This window comes from Paraburkholderia sp. (genome assembly GCF_024281035.1).
In the GTDB taxonomy this organism is placed as follows: domain Bacteria; phylum Pseudomonadota; class Gammaproteobacteria; order Burkholderiales; family Burkholderiaceae; genus Paraburkholderia.
This window is the reverse complement of the sequence record NZ_JAMXLH010000032.1, coordinates 19,473-36,119: the sequence shown is the minus strand read 5'-3', so window position 1 is coordinate 36,119 and position 16,647 is coordinate 19,473. Positions and strand designations below refer to the sequence as shown.

Here is a 16,647-nt window from a genome sequence, read left to right as displayed (position 1 = left end):
ACCTCCGCCGATGAGGCTCTCAGAGCCCGAACCGCGCCAGCGTGTAAACTGCTGCCTTTTTTGCTTCTCGCAGCATGGTGCAAGCCCCCCGGCGACCGGCGCTGAGCGGACCAACGCTCGTACGCCTGCTCGCGCAACTGGCCGACGCCGACTTCGCCGAACCGCCGCAGTCGCTCTCGGACCGCCTGAGCCAGTGGCTCGTCTGGACCGATGCCATCGCACTGTCCACGGCGCTGAGCGGACAGCCGCCAACCGTCGCGACAGGCACGGCGGGTGCGGCGGGCGCACGCGCGTCCGGCGACGACGAGGCGAAAAACCTTTGCACGAGCGTGCGCAGCGCGCTGACGAAGGTGATCGCCCGCGAGCACGCGCCCGCGCCCGTCCAGCGCGGCGTGCGTGGCGAGCGTGGCACAGCCCACGTTGCGCCGGTGGACGAACCTGCCGACCAGGTCGACTACCGCGACTATCGCCAGCGCCATCTCGCGATCCAGCAGACCCTGGAAACCGAGATCGGCCAGTTGCGCGGCCGCCTGCGCGCGATGCTGGCGGCGAAGACGCCCGCGCTCGCGCGCCTCGCGGCGGTGGACGCGATCATGGAGCGCTCTCTCGGTGCGCGCGAGCGCAGTCTGCTGGCTTCGGTGCCTGCGTTGCTCGGCGCGCACTTCGAGCGGCTGCGCGCGGCACACGCCGCGGGCGAGCCGGAAGCCGTCGCGCCTCGCGCCTGGTTCGACAGGTTCTGCAAGGACAGGCAGAGCGTATTGCTCGCCGAGCTCGAAGTTCGGTTTCAACCGGTGGAAGGACTGCTCGCAGCCCTTCGCGCCCGCTAACCCCATAGTTTTATGTCCCGATTTCGTTTCGACCTCGTTGTATTTCTCGCCGGTTGTGCGGCGCTCTGCTGGATCTCCTTCGGCTATCTCGGCACGAATCCGCTGGCGCTCGCCGTCACGCTGCTGATCGGCGCCTGCTATTTCGCGGGCGCACTCGAACTGTGGCGCTATCGGCAGGCGACCACCACGCTCGAACACGCCGTGACCGCGCTTGCCGAGCCGCCCGCCACGCTCGGCGCCTGGCTCGAACGGATCGACCCCGGCCTGCGCGGCCCGGTGCGACTGCGCGTGGAAGGCGCGCGCGTGGCCCTGCCCGGCCCTGCGCTGACCCCGTATCTGGTGGGCCTGCTCGTGCTGCTCGGGATGCTCGGCACGCTGCTCGGCATGGTCGCCACGCTCAAGGGCACGGGCGCGGCGCTGGAAAGCGCCGTCGATCCGCTCGCGATCCGCGCTTCGCTCGCCGCACCGGTCAAGGGGCTGGGCTTCGCCTTCGGGACGTCGATTGCCGGCGTCGCCACGTCCGCCATGCTCGGGCTGCTCTCGGCACTCGTGCGCCGCCAGCGCAGCGATGCGGCCCAGCAACTCGACACGCGAATCGCGACGACCTTGCGTGTTTTCTCGCACGCGCATCAGCGCGAAGCGAGCTTCCAGCTGCTACAGCGCCAGGCCGAGGCCATGCCCGTGCTCGTGGATCGCCTTCAGGCGATGATGCAGGCCATCGAGCAGCAAAGCCTCGCACTGAACGAGCGGCAGATCGCCAGCCAGCAGCAGTTTTTCGGCAAAGTCGAAGCCAGCTACGCGGAACTCGCCGCATCCGTCGCGCGCACGTTCAAGGATGGCGCCGCCGAAAGCGCGCGTGCCGCGGGCGCGGCGATCCGCCCGGCCGTGGAAAGCATGGTGCAAGACGTCAGGGCCGAAACGGCCGCGCTGCACGCTGCCGTCACGCAAGCCGTCGAGCAGCAGATGGCCGGACTCGCGACAAGCCACGAAACCACGGCGGCCACCGTTTCGGCGCTCTGGCGCGAAGCCCTTGCCGATCATCGCCAGTCTAGTGAAACGTTGTCGACCGATCTGCGCGCATCGTTCGAGCGCTATGCGGCCACCTTCGAAACGCGTTGCGCAGATCTGATCGACGGCGTCGCCGCACGCCTCGACCGTTCTGCGGGCACGGCAGCCGAAAACTGGAACGCCGCGCTTTCGCAGCAGACGCGCGCAAACGAACAACTCGCCGCGGACCATCGGCAGGCCCTGTCCGTTGCAGCCGCAACATTCGAGCAGCACGCGGCAGCGCTGCTGCACGACGTGAATGCATCGCACGCGCAGCTGCAGGCGGGGCTCGTATCGCAAGACGCGGCGCGGCTCGACGCGTGGCGCGAGAGCATCGCTTCGATGAGCGCGACGCTCTACGCACGCTGGGACGACGCAGCCGTGCAGAACGCGACCCGGCAGCAGGCCATCTGCGACACGCTGGAGCGCACCGCGAGCGCCATCGCCGCGCAAACGCAGGCCCAGGCGCGCGACACCATCGCCGAGATCGCGCGGCTCGTCGAAGCCGCCTCGGAAGCGCCGCGCGCCGCCGCTGAAGTAATCGCCGAACTGCGCCAGAAGCTCTCGGAAAGCATGGTGCGCGATACCGCGATGCTCGAAGAACGCAGCCGCCTGCTCGCCACGCTCGAAACCCTGCTCAACGCCGTGAATCACGCCTCCACGCAACAGCGTGGCGCGATCGACGCGCTCGTCAGCACGTCGGCGGAACTCTTCGAGCGCGTCGGCGCGCAATTCACGGATCGCGTGACATCCGAAACGAACAAGCTCGACGGCATCGCCGCGCAGATCACACACGGCGCCATTGAAGTGGCGAGCCTCGGCGACGCGTTCGGCGCATCGGTGCAGGCGTTCGGCAACTCGAACGCGCAACTCGTCGAACAACTGCAACGCATCGAAGGCGCGCTCGACAAGTCGCTCGCGCGCAGCGACGAACAGCTTGCGTACTACGTTGCGCAGGCGCGCGAAGTCGTCGACCTCAGCATGCTGTCGCAAAAGCAGATCATGGAAGGCTTGCAGCAGCTTGCAGCGCGGCGCGCAGCGGCGGGAGCCGAAGCCGCATGAGCGAGGACATCGACGGCGGCATCGACGGTGGTTTCGAACCTGCGACGCCCATCTGGACCGCTTTCAGCGACCTGATGTCGGCGCTGCTGGGCGCATTCGTGCTGATTCTCGTGGCGGTGATCGGCGTGCAGCTCGAACTCTCGACGAAGCTCGACCACGAGATCAAGCAGCGCCAGCTCGAAACGCAGCGGCGCAAGACACTCGAACAGGCGCTGGCGGGGCCGCTCGCGTCGGGCCGGGTCACGCTCGTCAACGGGCGCATCGGCATTAGCGGCAACGTGTTGTTCGCCCTGAACTCCGACCAGTTGCAGCCCGAGGGCCGCGCACTGCTCAAGAGCCTGGCGGGACCGCTTGCCGCTTACCTGAAAGCGCGCGACGAGACCCTGATGGTGAGCGGCTTCGCCGACGACCAGCAGGTGCACGCAGGCAATCACCGCTTTGCCGATAACTGGGAATTGTCGGCGCAGCGCGCGTTGACGGTGACGCGCGCGCTCATCGAGGAAGGCGTGCCCGCCTCGTCCGTGTTTGCGGCGGCGTTCGGCTCCGAGCAGCCGGTGAGTTCGAACGCGGACGCCGTTGGACGGGCGAAGAACCGGCGCGTGGAGATCGCGCCGGTCCCGCGATCGACGGCTTCCGGTGGTGAGCGCGGTGAATAACGACGCTAAAGACGCTAACGAAGCGATGCCGAACGAGGCACAGCGCGGCGCGGCGCGGCTCGATCCCGTACGCGCCCGCTTCATCGAGGCGCTGGAGCGGCGTGCGGCAAGTCAAAGCGGCACAGCACGCGAATTACTGAATGCCACGTTATCCGAACTGATTGCGCAACAGATTGCGCAAAATTCGGCATCCTTTGGCGACGCCGTATCTGCCGTGGCGCCGAAGGACCGCGCGCCCGCTCCTGGCCCGTTGCGCGAACTGGCCGACCTGATGAACGATCCGGCGAACGGCCGCGTGCGGCCGTCTACGCCCGAAATGCTCGACTACTTCCGCCGAACCTGGGCCACCGTGCGCACGGAAAGCCAGTTGCGCCAGTCGCTCGTACAGGTTCCGCAAAACGCCGGACCACTCAATTCCAGCAGCCTCGTGCATCGGGCGCTTTCGTTGATGCGCGAGCTTTCGCCGGGTTATCTCCAGCATTTTCTTACCTACGTGGACGCGCTGTCCTGGATGGAGCAGCCAGGCATCGCCGACGCGGTTGCCAGCAAGGAGCCGCCGCGCACGGCCGGCGGCAGGAAGAGCGCGCGCAGCAAGGCACGCTAGTCCGCGCGCCCTGCAGCGCACCCTGGTATTCACAACACCAGTTCACAACAAGAATTCGCTAAACGAGTTCACATCACGGGTTCACGACAAGGCTTCACGACCCGAATCAAACCACCCTGCCCCCACGCACGAGCGATCCGCTATGATGCGGAGAATTGGTCATCGCTTTCCTCATCGCTGAACCGTCCTACTTTCATTCACGGAGATATCGATGCAGATGCGCTGCTTTTGCGTCACTGGCCACGGCCAGCCGCTCGAACTGATTCACCAGGACATCCCGCAACCCCAGGGCACCGAAGTCCTCGTGCGCGTGAAGGCGGCGGGCCTGTGCCACTCGGATCTGCATATCTGGGAGGGTTACTACGACCTCGGCGGCGGCAAAAAACTCTCGCTCGCCGACCGCGGCATCAAGCTGCCGCTCACGCCCAGCCATGAGATCAGCGGCGAGGTCATCTCCGCGGGCCCCGATGCGGGCCCCGTGCAAACCGGCATGATCGCCGTCGTGCATCCGTGGATCGGTTGCGGCGCATGCCCGGCCTGCCTGCGCGGCGAAGAGAATATCTGCGTGAGGCCGCAATCGCTCGGCGTCATGCGCGCGGGCGGCTTCGCCGAGTACGTGATCGTGCCGCACCCGCGCTATCTGGTCGATCTCGGCGGGCTCGACCCCGTCAAAGCCGCACCGCTTGCCTGCGCGGGCGTCACCACGTATTCCGCTATCAAGAAGTTCGGCGACCGCATTCATGAAACGCCGGTCGTCGTGATCGGCGCGGGCGGTCTCGGGCTCATGGCCATCGAGGTCATCAAGGCGCTGGGCGGCAAGGGCGCGATTGTGGTCGATATCGATGCGGACAAGCGCGAAGCCGCGTTGAAGGAAGGCGCGCTCGCCGCCATCGACGCACGCGCGCCCGACGCCGCGACGCAGATTGTCGAGGCCGTGGGCGGAACCTGCGGCGCGCGCGCCGTGCTTGATCTGGTCGGCTCGACGTCGACCGTTTCGCTTGCGCTCGATTCATGCGCGCGCGGCGGACATGTGGTGATCGTGGGCCTGATGGGCGGCGACATTACGCTGGCCTTGCCGATCATCCCGATGCGCCCGCTGCGTATCGAAGGCAGCTACGTCGGCACGCTCGCCGAGTTGCGCGAACTCGTTGCGCTGATGCGCGACGGCAAGATCCGGCCCGCGCCGGTGACGACCCGGCCGCTCGAAGAAGTCAACGACGCGCTTCGTGCGCTGCAGCAAGGCCGTGTGGTGGGACGGCAAGTGCTGATTCCCTGAGCGGCGTCAAACATCGTTCGCAGCGCTGTCAAGCTCCGCGAGGCAGCGCTGCGAATTGCGTTTTCGAACGTACCTTGCCGGTCGCAGTAATCAGAGCGGGCGATTCCTCAAGCCACGACGCTCGCCGCATCCATTCGATGCCTCGCCTTTCCATAAAGACAAGCCGCTTGAAGCGGCATAAACAGGAGACCACATGACTGAACTGGCGCAGCACATCCCCCCGGCAGTCGCATCATCGCTGAAGCTCTGGCACGAGATGGTTGCCAGGCGCGACCTTGGCGAACTCGAATCGATTGTCGATCCCAACGCCGTGTTTCGTTCGCCGATGGCGGCAACGCCTTACGGTCCGTCCGCGGCATTGGCGCTGGCACTGAACACCGTAATCAACGTATTCGAAGACTTCACGTACTACCGTCAACTTGTTAGCAACGATGGTTTGAGTGTCGTGCTCGAATTCGGCGCACGCGTCGGCGACCGGAAGCTGAAGGGCATTGATTTGATCACGTTCGACGAGCGCGGCAAGATTGTGGAGTTCGAGGTCATGGTGCGCCCGCTCAGCGGGCTTCAGGCGCTCGGCGCGGAAATGGGCGCTCGCCTTGGTGACAAGCTGCCCGCGTACAAGATTGCAGGTTGAGCGATACGCGCACCGCGGTATAGCCGCGCTCGTCCGTCAATGGAATCAACTCCGGCGACGAGCGCGCCGTCACGCTTCCGGTAGCGCAGAGTTCGCGAGATTTCAAATTCGCGAATGTCTTCGGCTGCGCCGGATTACCCGCATGTAAACCGGATGTAATGTTCCGTCGATAACTTGGGATCCGCGACAAGATTCTCGCAGGACGAAATGTCTTGAGATTGTCGCGATGATCCGTACTCCATAGTTTCCCAAGGAACAAGCATGACCTCGATACGGAGAGAGGTGTCTATCTTAAATCGCCAGTGGCCATGCCTGGGGAAGTCAGAAATAAAGCGTCCACGACATTAAAGCGGCAGGTCGAATAAATCCATGCGATGTATCTGAAACCGCCTGACTTCAGCAGCGTCATTGAGTCGAATAATGTTTAACCTTCAATCCTTCAGAACACCCGGCGTTGTACCCTTTCTCGCCGGGCAATTCGTGGCGTTGTTCTCGGGGTTGTTCGGCTTATCGGTACTGTCCTGGTTCATCGTGCAAAAATTTGGCGCGGCGGGCATTGCTCAGTTTTACGCAGTACAGGCTGCAGTCGCCTGCCTGTCGTATGTTTTACTCTCACCTATAGGCGACAGATACAACAAGCTGAAACTGGTACAGTCCACGTCCTGGCTGATCGCCTTTCGCTCGATCTTGCTCGCTGGCGTCGCAGCTTTCCCGAATGTCTCACTCGCAACCATCATTGCGCTTCAGGCAATCAATGCGATTGCAATGTCGATCATCGTTCCTGCTCGTGCGGCATTCCTGCCAGAACTCGTCCCCGCCAATGAGTTGCAACCGGCATTGGGCATTCAGCACTCGATCTCTTCGGTCGCTCGAACGCTTGGTCCCGCTTGCGCTGGTCTGGCGTTGATCGAGTTTTCTCCAGCGGCATGTTTGGCGGTCCACGCCGCCATGACGGTCATCGTCTGCATTCTGAATCTTTTCATGCCGCGCGTGGAATCCGCCGTGACGAAAGCGAAACAGGCGCGTCGGATCGCCTCGTGGTGCAACGACATTCTGGATAGTTGGCGCATTCGCCTTCAAATCCCTATCGAGCGATACCTCAGCCTGCTTTCGATGGCATCTCTCATCGCGTTCCTTCCGGCAATCACGATGTTGGTCCCGCTCCGGATTCAATCCGAAGGGTGGGGTACGCAGATCTTTGGAATAACGGAGGCATGCATTAGCGCTGGGGCATTGCTTGCCGGATTGGGGCGAATCACTCAAACGACCAGAAAACTGAGCCGGTTCGGCCTGTTCATGTGCGGATGCATCAGCCAAGGTGTATTTCTTCTCGTGGCAAGCGTCACGACAATGCCGCTGATCTTCGCTGCCGCCTATTTCTTCTTTGGGTTCTGCGGTACCACATCCGGTCTGGTGCTCAGTGCGCAGAGGACACTCGCCATTCCGAAGAACTTTCGCGCACGGCTCACTTCGTCGGGAATGACGCTCGCCATGATCGCCGGCTCGATTGGCTCATCGCTGTGCGGCTTCGCGTTGGAACATCTTCAACTCGTTACCGTGAACATCGGGGTGTCTGCCTTTATCTTGCTCGCAGCCGTAGCCTACTGCGCGATTCCTCGCTTCAGAGAATTCCTGAACCTGCCGCCGGAGCACGCGGAGCAATGGTATGAAGGCGAATTTCTGTCACGTTCAAGGCGGGCTGCAGAAGCTGCCTAGGCGGTCGCTAAAGCGCTAATCAACTGGCGGCATCAACCGCCAGTGCGCCGCCCTCACCGCTTGTTTCAGCGTTCATCTCACTCTGGTTGCGGTTGCCTGGAAAGCTGCGGGGGGCTCCGTCTCTGCTTCAACGCATGATGAACCGAAAGACCGCGATCTAAAGTTACACACAATCAATCATGGATTCTGCCAATGCGAAAAAACTCCGCATCCTGTACTAAATATGCCACGCATCTCATACGTAGCCTGATATTCATGCTTCTCGTAATTTCCGGGTTCCGAGTGCCTGCATGGTCCGCAGGTAATCCAGCGCCCGAGGAATCCTCGCAAATCCCCGGATATGTTTCAAAAAATGGAAATACCTACGTGTACCAAAAAGTGCCGCTCGGCGATTCAACAGAACCCGAGTATGTGTTCGTCTGGTATTTGGGGGAAGAGTCGAGCGGCCCATTGATTCGATACCAGGATGGACCTATGACAGCCACACTTTCGTGCTACGAAAATTGCCGATACGTGAGATGGAGCAGAATTTCAGAAGGCAAGGTCATATCAAGTGGCAGGATTCGCGTGATCAACGATCCATTGATTCATTCGATCATCCGCGACGCAACATCGGGCCTGCTACATTGACACCGGTTTGCATCAGCCGCCAGTACGCCACCCTCGCCGCTTGTTTCAGCGCCCGTCTCGCATCCCGCAGCGCTAATCCCAGAAGTTACGAAACGCCACGGCGACGATCACGGGCACGCAAAGCACCAGCGGAATCGCGAAATACGGAATCTCCAGATCGACAATCCAGCTATAAACCAGCCAGCCGACGCCCAGGCCGAGCGTAATCAGCCCCACGAGCGCCGTAAGGGTATTCAGCACCCAGGGGGCCGGCTGCTTGCGCCTGGGTTCGTTCTTCGGGACGGGATTCATCTTGGAGGGTGTAAGAAAAACGTCTTGATCCGGGCATTCAATGGCGCATATTTTACTCCGCCCGTCACGGGTGATGCACGACGGCGCACCGCCTCCAGCCCGGTTTCGTGCACGCTTACTGCACGTTTAATGACGTGGCTCGTCCGCTGCCAGCAGCACGCCCTTCTTGAAGACGAAGCAGCCGTAACCGCGCTGCTCGCCGGTGGCAATCACGCAGTACGCGCGGCGCGCACGCTCGTAGAAAGCAAAACGTTCGAGCGAGGCGAACGGCACCTCGCGGCCCTCACCCGCATTGACTTCGTGTTGCGCCTCGCGCTGCACGGCGGGAATCGCGGCCGGGTCGCCTACCACTTCCATGCGCAGCGCCGGATGATCGACGAAAGTGTCGAGCGGCAACACCGAAAGCACCGCGCGTACTGCACGCGGCGCGTCCACGCCGTCGAGCCGCAGCAGCCGGCCGAGCACGCTCTCGCGCGCGAGCGCGTCGGCGGGAAAATTCGCGTCGCAGATCACGACTTCGTCGCCGTGCCCCATCGAAGCCAATGCGTGCAACACGTCGGCATTCAGCAGCGGATCCAGATTCTTCAGCACGGCGCCTCCTCCTTCGGGTTCGATTGACGACGCGGCGCGGGCGCGCCGAAGACATCCTAGCCGGGCGGCGCCATCGTCACAAGCGGCGGTCCGTGCGCCGTCCGCCGCGCGTGCGATGCGCCGCACGCCGTGGCAAGCGGTGCGTCGCACGCGAAGCGCAATGCGGTGGCACAATGTGCGGTCTGCATCTTCCAGCGACGCGCGCACACGCAATCGTGTGCGCGCGAGCGTCCGCCATAACCACTGTCGAAGAGGATTGCCCCATCATGACGTCCAGCGTGAAGCCCTATCCGGATACCCAGATTTATGTCGACGGCGCATGGCGCGGCGGCGACCGCACGATTGCGGTGATCGACCCCGCTACCGAAGCGCAGATCGGCCGCCTGAGCCTTGCGAGCGAGCAAGACCTCTCCGATGCCGCCGAAGCCGCCGCACGCGCGTTTCGCGACTGGCGCAAGGTTTCGCCGCTCGAACGCAGCAAGCTCATGCGCCGCGCGGCGCAGCTGCTGCGCGAGCGCGCCGACGAAGTCGCCGCGGTCATGACGCGCGAGCAAGGCAAGCCGCTGGCCGAAGCAAAAGCCGAAACGCTCGCGGGCGCCGACGTCATCGACTGGTTCGCCGAAGAAGGCCGTCGCGCCTATGGCCGCGTGATTCCGTCGCGAGCCGATGCGGTTCGCCAGATCGTCACGCGCGAGCCGGTCGGCCCGATTGCGGCTTTCACGCCGTGGAATTTCCCGCTCAATCAGGCGGTGCGCAAGGTGTCGGCGGCGCTCGCTTCGGGCTGTACCGTCGTGCTGAAGGGACCTGAAGAAACGCCCGCGAGTTGCGCCGCGCTCGTGCAGGTGTTCATCGATGCGGGGCTGCCCGCTGGCGCCCTGAATCTCGTGTACGGCGTGCCTGCCGAGGTTTCGTCGTATCTGATCGCGCATCCCGCGATCCGCAAGATCTCGTTCACGGGCTCGACGCCGGTGGGCAAGCTGCTCGCGGCGAAAGCCGGCGAACATATGAAGCGCGTCACGATGGAACTGGGCGGACACGCGCCCGCCATCGTGTTTGCGGACGCCGACGTGCCGCGCGCAGCAAAGCTGCTCGCGCTCGCGAAGATTCGCAACGCGGGCCAGGTCTGCATTTCGCCCACGCGCTTCATGGTGCAGGACGCGGCATACGACGAGTTCGTCGAACATTTCGTCGCCACGCTCCGCTCGGTCAAGGTCGGCAACGGCCTCGAAGAAGGCGTGCAGATGGGTCCGCTCGCCAACGACCGTCGGCTCGCCGCAATGGAACGTTTCGTTGCCGATGCACGCGATCATGGAGCGAAGGTGCTGACCGGCGGCGAACGCATCGGCCGCGAAGGCTATTTCTTCGCGCCGACCGTGCTGACCGATGTGCCGCTTTCGGCCAGCATCATGAACGAAGAGCCGTTCGGCCCGCTCGCGCCAGTCTCGCGATTCTCGCGCTATGAAGACGCCTTGATCGAGGCCAACCGCCTGCCGTGGGGCCTCGCTTCGTATGCGTATACGCGCTCGAGCGCGACGTCTGCCGCCCTTTCCGAGGACATCGAGGCGGGCATGCTGTCGATCAACCACCACGGCCTCGCGGTGCCCGAAACGCCGTTCGGCGGCGTGAAGGATTCCGGCTACGGTTCGGAGGGCGGCACCGAAGCGATGGACGCGTATCTGATCACGAAGTTCGTCACCGAGCATCGTTGATCGCGGGATAATCACGCACTGCGCTGCTCCGGGTGTGCATACGCACGGAGCAGCGCGGCGCCAGCGTCTTGGCGTCAAACCTCGGGATACGCACGAGGATATTGCGCAAGCCCATCCGCAAGTTGCACCCATTCGAGCTTCTGCGACGTCCAGGTATGATGCGCGGGCGGCGCGGCGTCAGGCCGGTCGAGACTGCCCGTCGCCACGTCGATTTCATCCGCGAACATCGCGTGCCGGTAAGTGAGCGGCGTGCCGCAATCCGCGCAGAACGTACGCTCGACAGGCGGACTCGAAGCGTAGGTGCACGGCATCCCCGCAACCAGACGGAAATCTTCTCGGCGCACGCTCAACCAGGCAGTAAACGGCGCCGCAGACGCGCGCCGGCAATCCTCGCAGTGGCACGCGGTGCACTCGATCGGCTCGCCCGTGATCTCGTAGCGAATCCTTCCGCATTGACAGCCGCCAGCCAGCATCGCTTCCTCCGTTTCGCCAATGGACGCGAAACCGCGCGCCCTAACTTTACGCCGCCGGTTTCCAGCCGAGGCCCAGACTCTTCTGCAACGAAACGAAATCCTTGAGCAGTTCCGCCTGCCCGGCGATCACGTTCTGCTGTGCAGCAAATTCGGTGCGCTGCGTATCGAGCAGATCGATCAGGCTCGACGCGCCCGCGCGATAGCGCTCGCGCATCAATGTTGCCGAACGCTGCGCCGACGCCTGCACTTTTTGCAGCGTCACCAGATGCTCGCGCTGATAACCATAGCGCGAGAGCGCGCCATTCGCATCCTGCAGCGCACCCAGCACGGCCTTTTCGTAGCGCGCTCCTGCTTCGTCGCGCGCGGCCTCGGCGCCGTGCACCGCGCCAAGCGTCCGGCCGAAATCGAGCACGTTCCATTGCAGATACGGCACGCCCACCCAGCTGAAATTGCTTTTGCGCACCAGATGACCGGGATTGGCCGCCGTGAACCCGAGATCGCCGAAGAGCGTGAGCTTCGGCAGGAAATCGGCGATATGCTCGCCGATCTGCGCATTGCTCGATGCGAGACGGCGCTCCGCCGCGCGAATGTCGGGCCGCTGCGCGATCAGCGCCGCCGGATCGCCGACCGGCACGGACGCGGGCAGCGCGGGCAACGGCTGCGGCGCGGCGAGTTCCGCGTCGAGCGCACCAGGCGCTTTGCCGGTCAGCACCGCAAGCTGGTCGAGCGAAATCTCCACCTGGGCGGCGAGCGGCGTGAGCGTCGAACGCGTGCTCTCCACTTGCGTCGTCAGCCGCTCGACGTCGACTTCCGCCGCCGTGCCGCCCGCGCGGCGCTCCTCCGTCAAGGTCAGCATCTGCTGCTGCAAGTCTGCCGTGTGCTGTGCAATCGCGAGGCGCTGCTGCTCGTCGCGCAGGTCGATATACGCCTGTGCGACCTCGGCTGCGAGCGACACCTGCGCGTCGGCGAGTTCGGCGTTATCCGCGTCCGCTTCGTCGCTCGCTGCTTCCACCGCGCGCCGCGTGCCGCCGAACAGATCGATCTCCCACGACGCGTCGAAATTCGCCGTGTAGAACTGCAGCGGACCGCCTCCGCTTGAACCGCTTTGGCCACCCGCCCCGCCTTGCGGCTGCGACGAAGAAAACACGCTCAGATTCGGCTCGCGCATGCGCACGGCCGCAGCGGATGCAGAGACCTTCGGCAATTCCGCTGCGCGCTGCTGCTGAAGTTGTGCACGCGACTCGCGCAAGCGTGCCTCGGCCACCCGCAGATCGGGGTTGTGCGCGAGCGCGGCGGCAATCAGCGCGTTCAGTTGCGCGTCGTTCAGCGCGAGCCACCAGTCGCTTGGTGCAGGCAGGCTCGCCAAGCCGATCGCGGGCGTACGCACGAATGCGGCGGCCCCCACGGCATCGGTGGCCACGGCGGGCGCCCCGCGATAATCCGGACCGACTGTGCAGGCAGCGAGCGCACACGCAGCGGCGAGCGACGTCAGCGAAACAAGCGGCGCGAAGTGGAAACGAAAAGAACGAAAGGCCGTCATGAGCAAAAAAGTTGAACCTCAATGGCCCGCAGACGACACCTTCGCGCCGGGCTGCGGTTTCTTGAGCAAAAGCGCGAGGGGCACACAGGCGGCAAGCGCAATGCCGAGCACCCAGAACGTTTCGGAATACGTGATAACCATCGATTGCTGCTGGATCTGCGCTGCGATCTGGCCGAGCGAGCGCAGTTGCGAATACGCCATGTCGCCGGTCTGCGAAAGCCAATACGACGCACCGGAAGCAACGCGCTCCTGCCCGATCAGCGAATTCGCGCTGATCGATTCGCGCAGCATCGCGGTATGGAACGTCTGGCGGCGGTCGATCAGCGTGCCGATGATCGCGAGCCCCACCGATCCGCCGAGATTGCGCGCCATGTTGTAAAGACCCGCGGCGTCGCCGAATTCCTCGCGCGCGACGGCTGCCATCGACGCCTGATTGAGCGGCATCATCGCCAGCACCTGGGCGGTGCCGCGAACGAGCTGCGACCAGACGAAATCGTGGCCGACGCTCTGCGCAGTCAGCGAAATATCGAGCATGCAGCTCAGCGTGAACAGCAGGAGCCCGCTCACCACGAGCACGCGAAAATCCATCTTGCCGAGCACGCGCGGCAGAATCGGCATCATCAGAAACGCGGGCAGGCCCGAAAGCAGCATGATCGAGCCCGACTGCTGCGCGTTGTAGCCCGCGACGAGGCTCAGGAACTGCGGCAGCAGATACGAAATGCCATACAGCCCCGCGCCCACCGCGAACACGATGACGATCACGCTCGCATAGCGCGGATTGCGCATCAGCGACAGGCGCAGAATCGGCTTCTTCGCCGTGACCTGCGAGAGCGCGATCAACGCCATGCCCGCAAGCGAGACCCATGTGAGCGCAACGATCATGCCCGACTCGAACCACCGTTCGCGCTGGCCCTCTTCGAGCACGACAGTCAGCGAACTGAGGCCGGCGGCAAGGCCCGCGATTCCGAGCCAGTCGGCCTTAAAGAACGCCTCCCAGTGCGGGCGGTCGGGCGCGAGGCCCACCACGAGCAGCGTGATCAGCGCAAGACACACCGGCAGGTTGATGAAGAAACACCATGTCCAGCTGATGTTCTCCGCCAGCCAACCGCCCACGACCGGCCCGAGCAACGGCCCGAGCAGCACGATCAGGCCGAATACGGTCATGCCGACCGGCAATTGCGACAGCGGCAAGCGAGTGCGGATGATGGTCTGTCCGGTCGGGATCATCGCCCCGCCGGTGAAGCCCTGTCCGATGCGCCCGGCGATCATCACGGGCAGCGTGTGCGACCAGCCGCACATCATCGAGAAACCGATGAAGAGCGCCGAATTCGTCAGCAGAAAATTGCGCAGGCCGAACACGCGCGTGAGCCACGCCGCGAGCGGGATCATCACGATCTCGGACATCAGGTAGCCCGTGGAGATCCACGTGCCTTCGGTGCCGGTCGCACCGATCTCGCCCTGGATCTGCGGCAATGCCGAGTTCGTGATCGAGATATCGAGCGTGGCCATCAGCGCGCCGAGCGCACCGGCGGCAACGGCAATCCAGTCCGCCGTGCTCGCACGCGGTGCGGGCGCCGGTTCGCTAATGGCCGCCTCGCGAACGGCTGCGTCAGCCACGGTGATTCTCGGCGTCGATGCGGCGCTCGTCGTCGCGCGCCGAGCGTGTATCCACGTCGACGGTCACCGACATGCCCGGCAGCAGCACGCTGCGCGTTTGCGGGCCGGTATCGAGGCGGATGCGCACCGGCACGCGCTGCACGATCTTCGTGAAGTTGCCCGTGGCGTTCTCGGGCGGCAACAGCGCGAACTGCGCGCCCGTGCCCGGCGAGAAGCTGTCCACGACGCCGTGCAGCGTATGACCCGGCAGCGCGTCGACCGAAAGCTCGACGGGCTGGCCCACGCGCATGCGGCCAATCTGCGTTTCCTTGAAGTTCGCTTCGAGATAGGTGCTTTGCACGGGCACGACGGTCAACATGCGCGTGCCGGGCTGCACGTACTGGCCGACGCGCACCGTGCGATCGCCCACGCGTCCCGCGAGCGCGCTCCTCACCACCGTGTTGTCCAGATCGAGTTGTGCCTGCGCCGCATTCGCACGTGCGGCTTCGAGTTGCGCGCGGGCCTGGGCGAGCTGCGCGGTGAGCGCGGTAATCTGCGCGCGCGCCGCTTCGACTGCGGCCGAATCGGCGGCCAGCGTGGCCGCGGCTTCGTCGCGCGTGCTCGTGAGTCCGGCGAGGCGTTCAGTCGTTTCCGCGCCGGTCGCGGCGAGCGGCGCGTAGCGCGCAACCTCGTCGCGCGCATGGCGCAGGCTCACGCGCGCGACTTCCTGCTGCGCCTGCGTCTGCGCGATGTTCGCGCGCTGCTGGGCGAGCTGCGCCTGCGCATGCTCGATGTCGGCGACGCGCGCGTCGATGGTTGCGCGGGCCTGATCGAGCGCCACCTGATACTGGCGCGCATCGAGCTTCACGAGCGGATCGCCCGCCTTGACCGCCTGGTTGTCGGCGACATACACGTCGCTCACGTAGCCGCTCACCTTCGGCGCGACCGTCACGCTATCGGCTTGCAGATAGGCGTCGTCGGTCGATTCGATGAAGCGGCCCACCACCCACCAGTGCCCGCCCCAGACCGCTCCGGCCACCACCACGGCCAGCAAGGTTCCGATCAGAAAATTCCGTTTCGTGCCGCGTCGCGCCGACGTGTTGCCCGCGTCCGCTGCATCGCGTGCGGGCACGCCTGCTGTCGTTGACATGTCTTCTGTCTCAATTTTTCCGGTTGACGGAATTATTCCAACTGGAAAAATTGTGTCAAGTGATATATTTCCGGGCAGCCAGGCAAGGAGACCCATGAGCGAAAGCAAACGACTGCGCCGCCCGACGGCCGGAGGCTATGCACGCGGCGACGAAACCCGGCGCAAGATCATTGAGGCCGCAATCATCCTGTTCGGCCAGCACGGCTTCGAAGGCGCATCCACGCGCGAGATCGCCGCGCATGCGGGCGTCAACGCGCCCGCGCTGCAGTACTACTTCGAGAACAAGGAAGGGCTCTACCGCGCGTGCGCCGAGTCGCTCGCGGACGAGTCGTGGGAGGCTTTCGAGCCCGCCGTGATGCGCGGCCGCGAAGCGCTGGCAAGCAACGCTGACCCCGATGCGCTCATCGAGGCATTCATCGGCATCCAGATGGCTGTGGCGGACCGCACGTTCGTGAAGCACCGCGAACCCGACGCGCGGCTCTTTTTCGCGCGCGAACAAGGCGGCGGCGAACCCGAGATCGGCTCACAGGTGCTGCGCGAGCGCGTGCGCGAACCGCTCAACGCGGTCAATGTCGCGCTCCTTGCGCGTATTACCGGCGTGCCTGCCGACGATCCGCTCACCGTCGTGCGCATGTTCAGCCTGTACGGGCAGTTTCTGCTGTTCCACGTTGCGCGGCGCTCGACGCTCGCGCTGCTGCAGTGGGACGATATCGACGCGGAAAAAGCCGAGTTCGTGAAGACGAACATCCGCGAGCAGACGCGCGTGCTGCTCGCGCACTGGAGTCGCGAACGTCTGCGAACGTCTTGATCCAGCGCTACTTTTGCTCATATTTGTCGTGTTACCG

15 protein-coding genes are annotated in these 16,647 nt (G+C 64.4%); 9 read left to right on the top strand and 6 right to left on the bottom strand.

Annotated elements, in window-relative coordinates; all coding sequences use genetic code 11:
• The first annotated feature begins 74 nt into the window (after positions 1-74).
• The 7 genes from Q0L30_RS11515 (at position 75) to Q0L30_RS11485 (ending at position 7,822) form a co-directional block, all read left to right on the top strand.
• Entirely contained in the window at positions 75-827 is a 753-nt protein-coding gene (locus tag Q0L30_RS11515; protein WP_296655035.1) for a DUF3348 domain-containing protein, read from the top strand.
• Between the two features lie 12 nt (positions 828-839).
• On the top strand, positions 840-2,936 hold the full coding sequence (locus tag Q0L30_RS11510; protein WP_296655033.1) for a DUF802 domain-containing protein: 2,097 nt from the start codon (positions 840-842) through the stop codon (positions 2,934-2,936).
• On the top strand, positions 2,933-3,592 hold the full coding sequence (locus Q0L30_RS11505; RefSeq protein ID WP_296655032.1) for an OmpA family protein: 660 nt from the start codon (positions 2,933-2,935) through the stop codon (positions 3,590-3,592). Before Q0L30_RS11510 ends, Q0L30_RS11505 begins: the two co-directional genes overlap by 4 nt.
• Positions 3,585-4,196 (top strand): DUF2894 domain-containing protein, encoded by a 612-nt coding sequence (locus tag Q0L30_RS11500; protein ID WP_296655030.1) that lies wholly within the window; start codon positions 3,585-3,587, stop codon positions 4,194-4,196. The genes Q0L30_RS11505 and Q0L30_RS11500 overlap by 8 nt, the downstream gene beginning before the upstream one ends.
• Before the next feature lie 217 nt (positions 4,197-4,413).
• Positions 4,414-5,472, top strand: coding sequence for an alcohol dehydrogenase (locus Q0L30_RS11495; protein ID WP_296655325.1), 1,059 nt, complete (start codon positions 4,414-4,416; stop codon positions 5,470-5,472).
• A gap of 193 nt (positions 5,473-5,665) precedes the next feature.
• On the top strand, positions 5,666-6,106 hold the full coding sequence (locus tag Q0L30_RS11490; RefSeq protein ID WP_296655028.1) for a nuclear transport factor 2 family protein: 441 nt from the start codon (positions 5,666-5,668) through the stop codon (positions 6,104-6,106).
• 420 nt (positions 6,107-6,526) lie between these two features.
• Positions 6,527-7,822, top strand: coding sequence for an MFS transporter (locus tag Q0L30_RS11485; protein ID WP_296655027.1), 1,296 nt, complete (start codon positions 6,527-6,529; stop codon positions 7,820-7,822).
• A gap of 702 nt (positions 7,823-8,524) precedes the next feature.
• Here the strand turns inward: Q0L30_RS11485 and Q0L30_RS11480 are convergent.
• Complete coding sequence (locus tag Q0L30_RS11480; protein WP_296655025.1) at positions 8,525-8,743, bottom strand: hypothetical protein; 219 nt, start codon at positions 8,741-8,743, stop codon at positions 8,525-8,527.
• 126 nt (positions 8,744-8,869) lie between these two features.
• Positions 8,870-9,334, bottom strand: coding sequence for an RbsD/FucU domain-containing protein (locus Q0L30_RS11475; RefSeq protein WP_296655024.1), 465 nt, complete (start codon positions 9,332-9,334; stop codon positions 8,870-8,872).
• A 266-nt stretch (positions 9,335-9,600) separates the two neighbouring features.
• On the opposite strand from Q0L30_RS11475, the gene Q0L30_RS11470 reads away from it, so the two are divergent.
• Positions 9,601-11,043 (top strand): NAD-dependent succinate-semialdehyde dehydrogenase, encoded by a 1,443-nt coding sequence (locus tag Q0L30_RS11470; protein ID WP_296655022.1) that lies wholly within the window; start codon positions 9,601-9,603, stop codon positions 11,041-11,043.
• 74 nt (positions 11,044-11,117) lie between these two features.
• Here Q0L30_RS11470 and Q0L30_RS11465 read toward each other — a convergent pair whose 3' ends face one another.
• Genes Q0L30_RS11465 through Q0L30_RS11450 form a run of 4 tightly spaced genes read right to left on the bottom strand, consistent with a single transcriptional unit; the run spans position 11,118 to position 15,802 of the window.
• On the bottom strand, positions 11,118-11,516 hold the full coding sequence (locus Q0L30_RS11465; RefSeq protein WP_296655021.1) for a GFA family protein: 399 nt from the start codon (positions 11,514-11,516) through the stop codon (positions 11,118-11,120).
• A gap of 46 nt (positions 11,517-11,562) precedes the next feature.
• Positions 11,563-13,056, bottom strand: coding sequence for an efflux transporter outer membrane subunit (locus Q0L30_RS11460; protein WP_296655019.1), 1,494 nt, complete (start codon positions 13,054-13,056; stop codon positions 11,563-11,565).
• Positions 13,057-13,074: 18 nt separating this feature from the next.
• Positions 13,075-14,643, bottom strand: coding sequence for an MDR family MFS transporter (locus tag Q0L30_RS11455; protein ID WP_296655323.1), 1,569 nt, complete (start codon positions 14,641-14,643; stop codon positions 13,075-13,077).
• Positions 14,644-14,665: 22 nt separating this feature from the next.
• Positions 14,666-15,802: an HlyD family secretion protein gene (locus Q0L30_RS11450; RefSeq protein WP_296655017.1), complete on the bottom strand. Its 1,137-nt coding sequence runs from the start codon at positions 15,800-15,802 to the stop codon at positions 14,666-14,668.
• 94 nt (positions 15,803-15,896) lie between these two features.
• Here Q0L30_RS11450 and Q0L30_RS11445 point away from each other — a divergent pair, with 94 nt between their 5' ends.
• Complete coding sequence (locus Q0L30_RS11445) at positions 15,897-16,610, top strand: CerR family C-terminal domain-containing protein (protein ID WP_296655016.1); 714 nt, start codon at positions 15,897-15,899, stop codon at positions 16,608-16,610.
• Positions 16,611-16,647 lie beyond the last annotated feature (37 nt).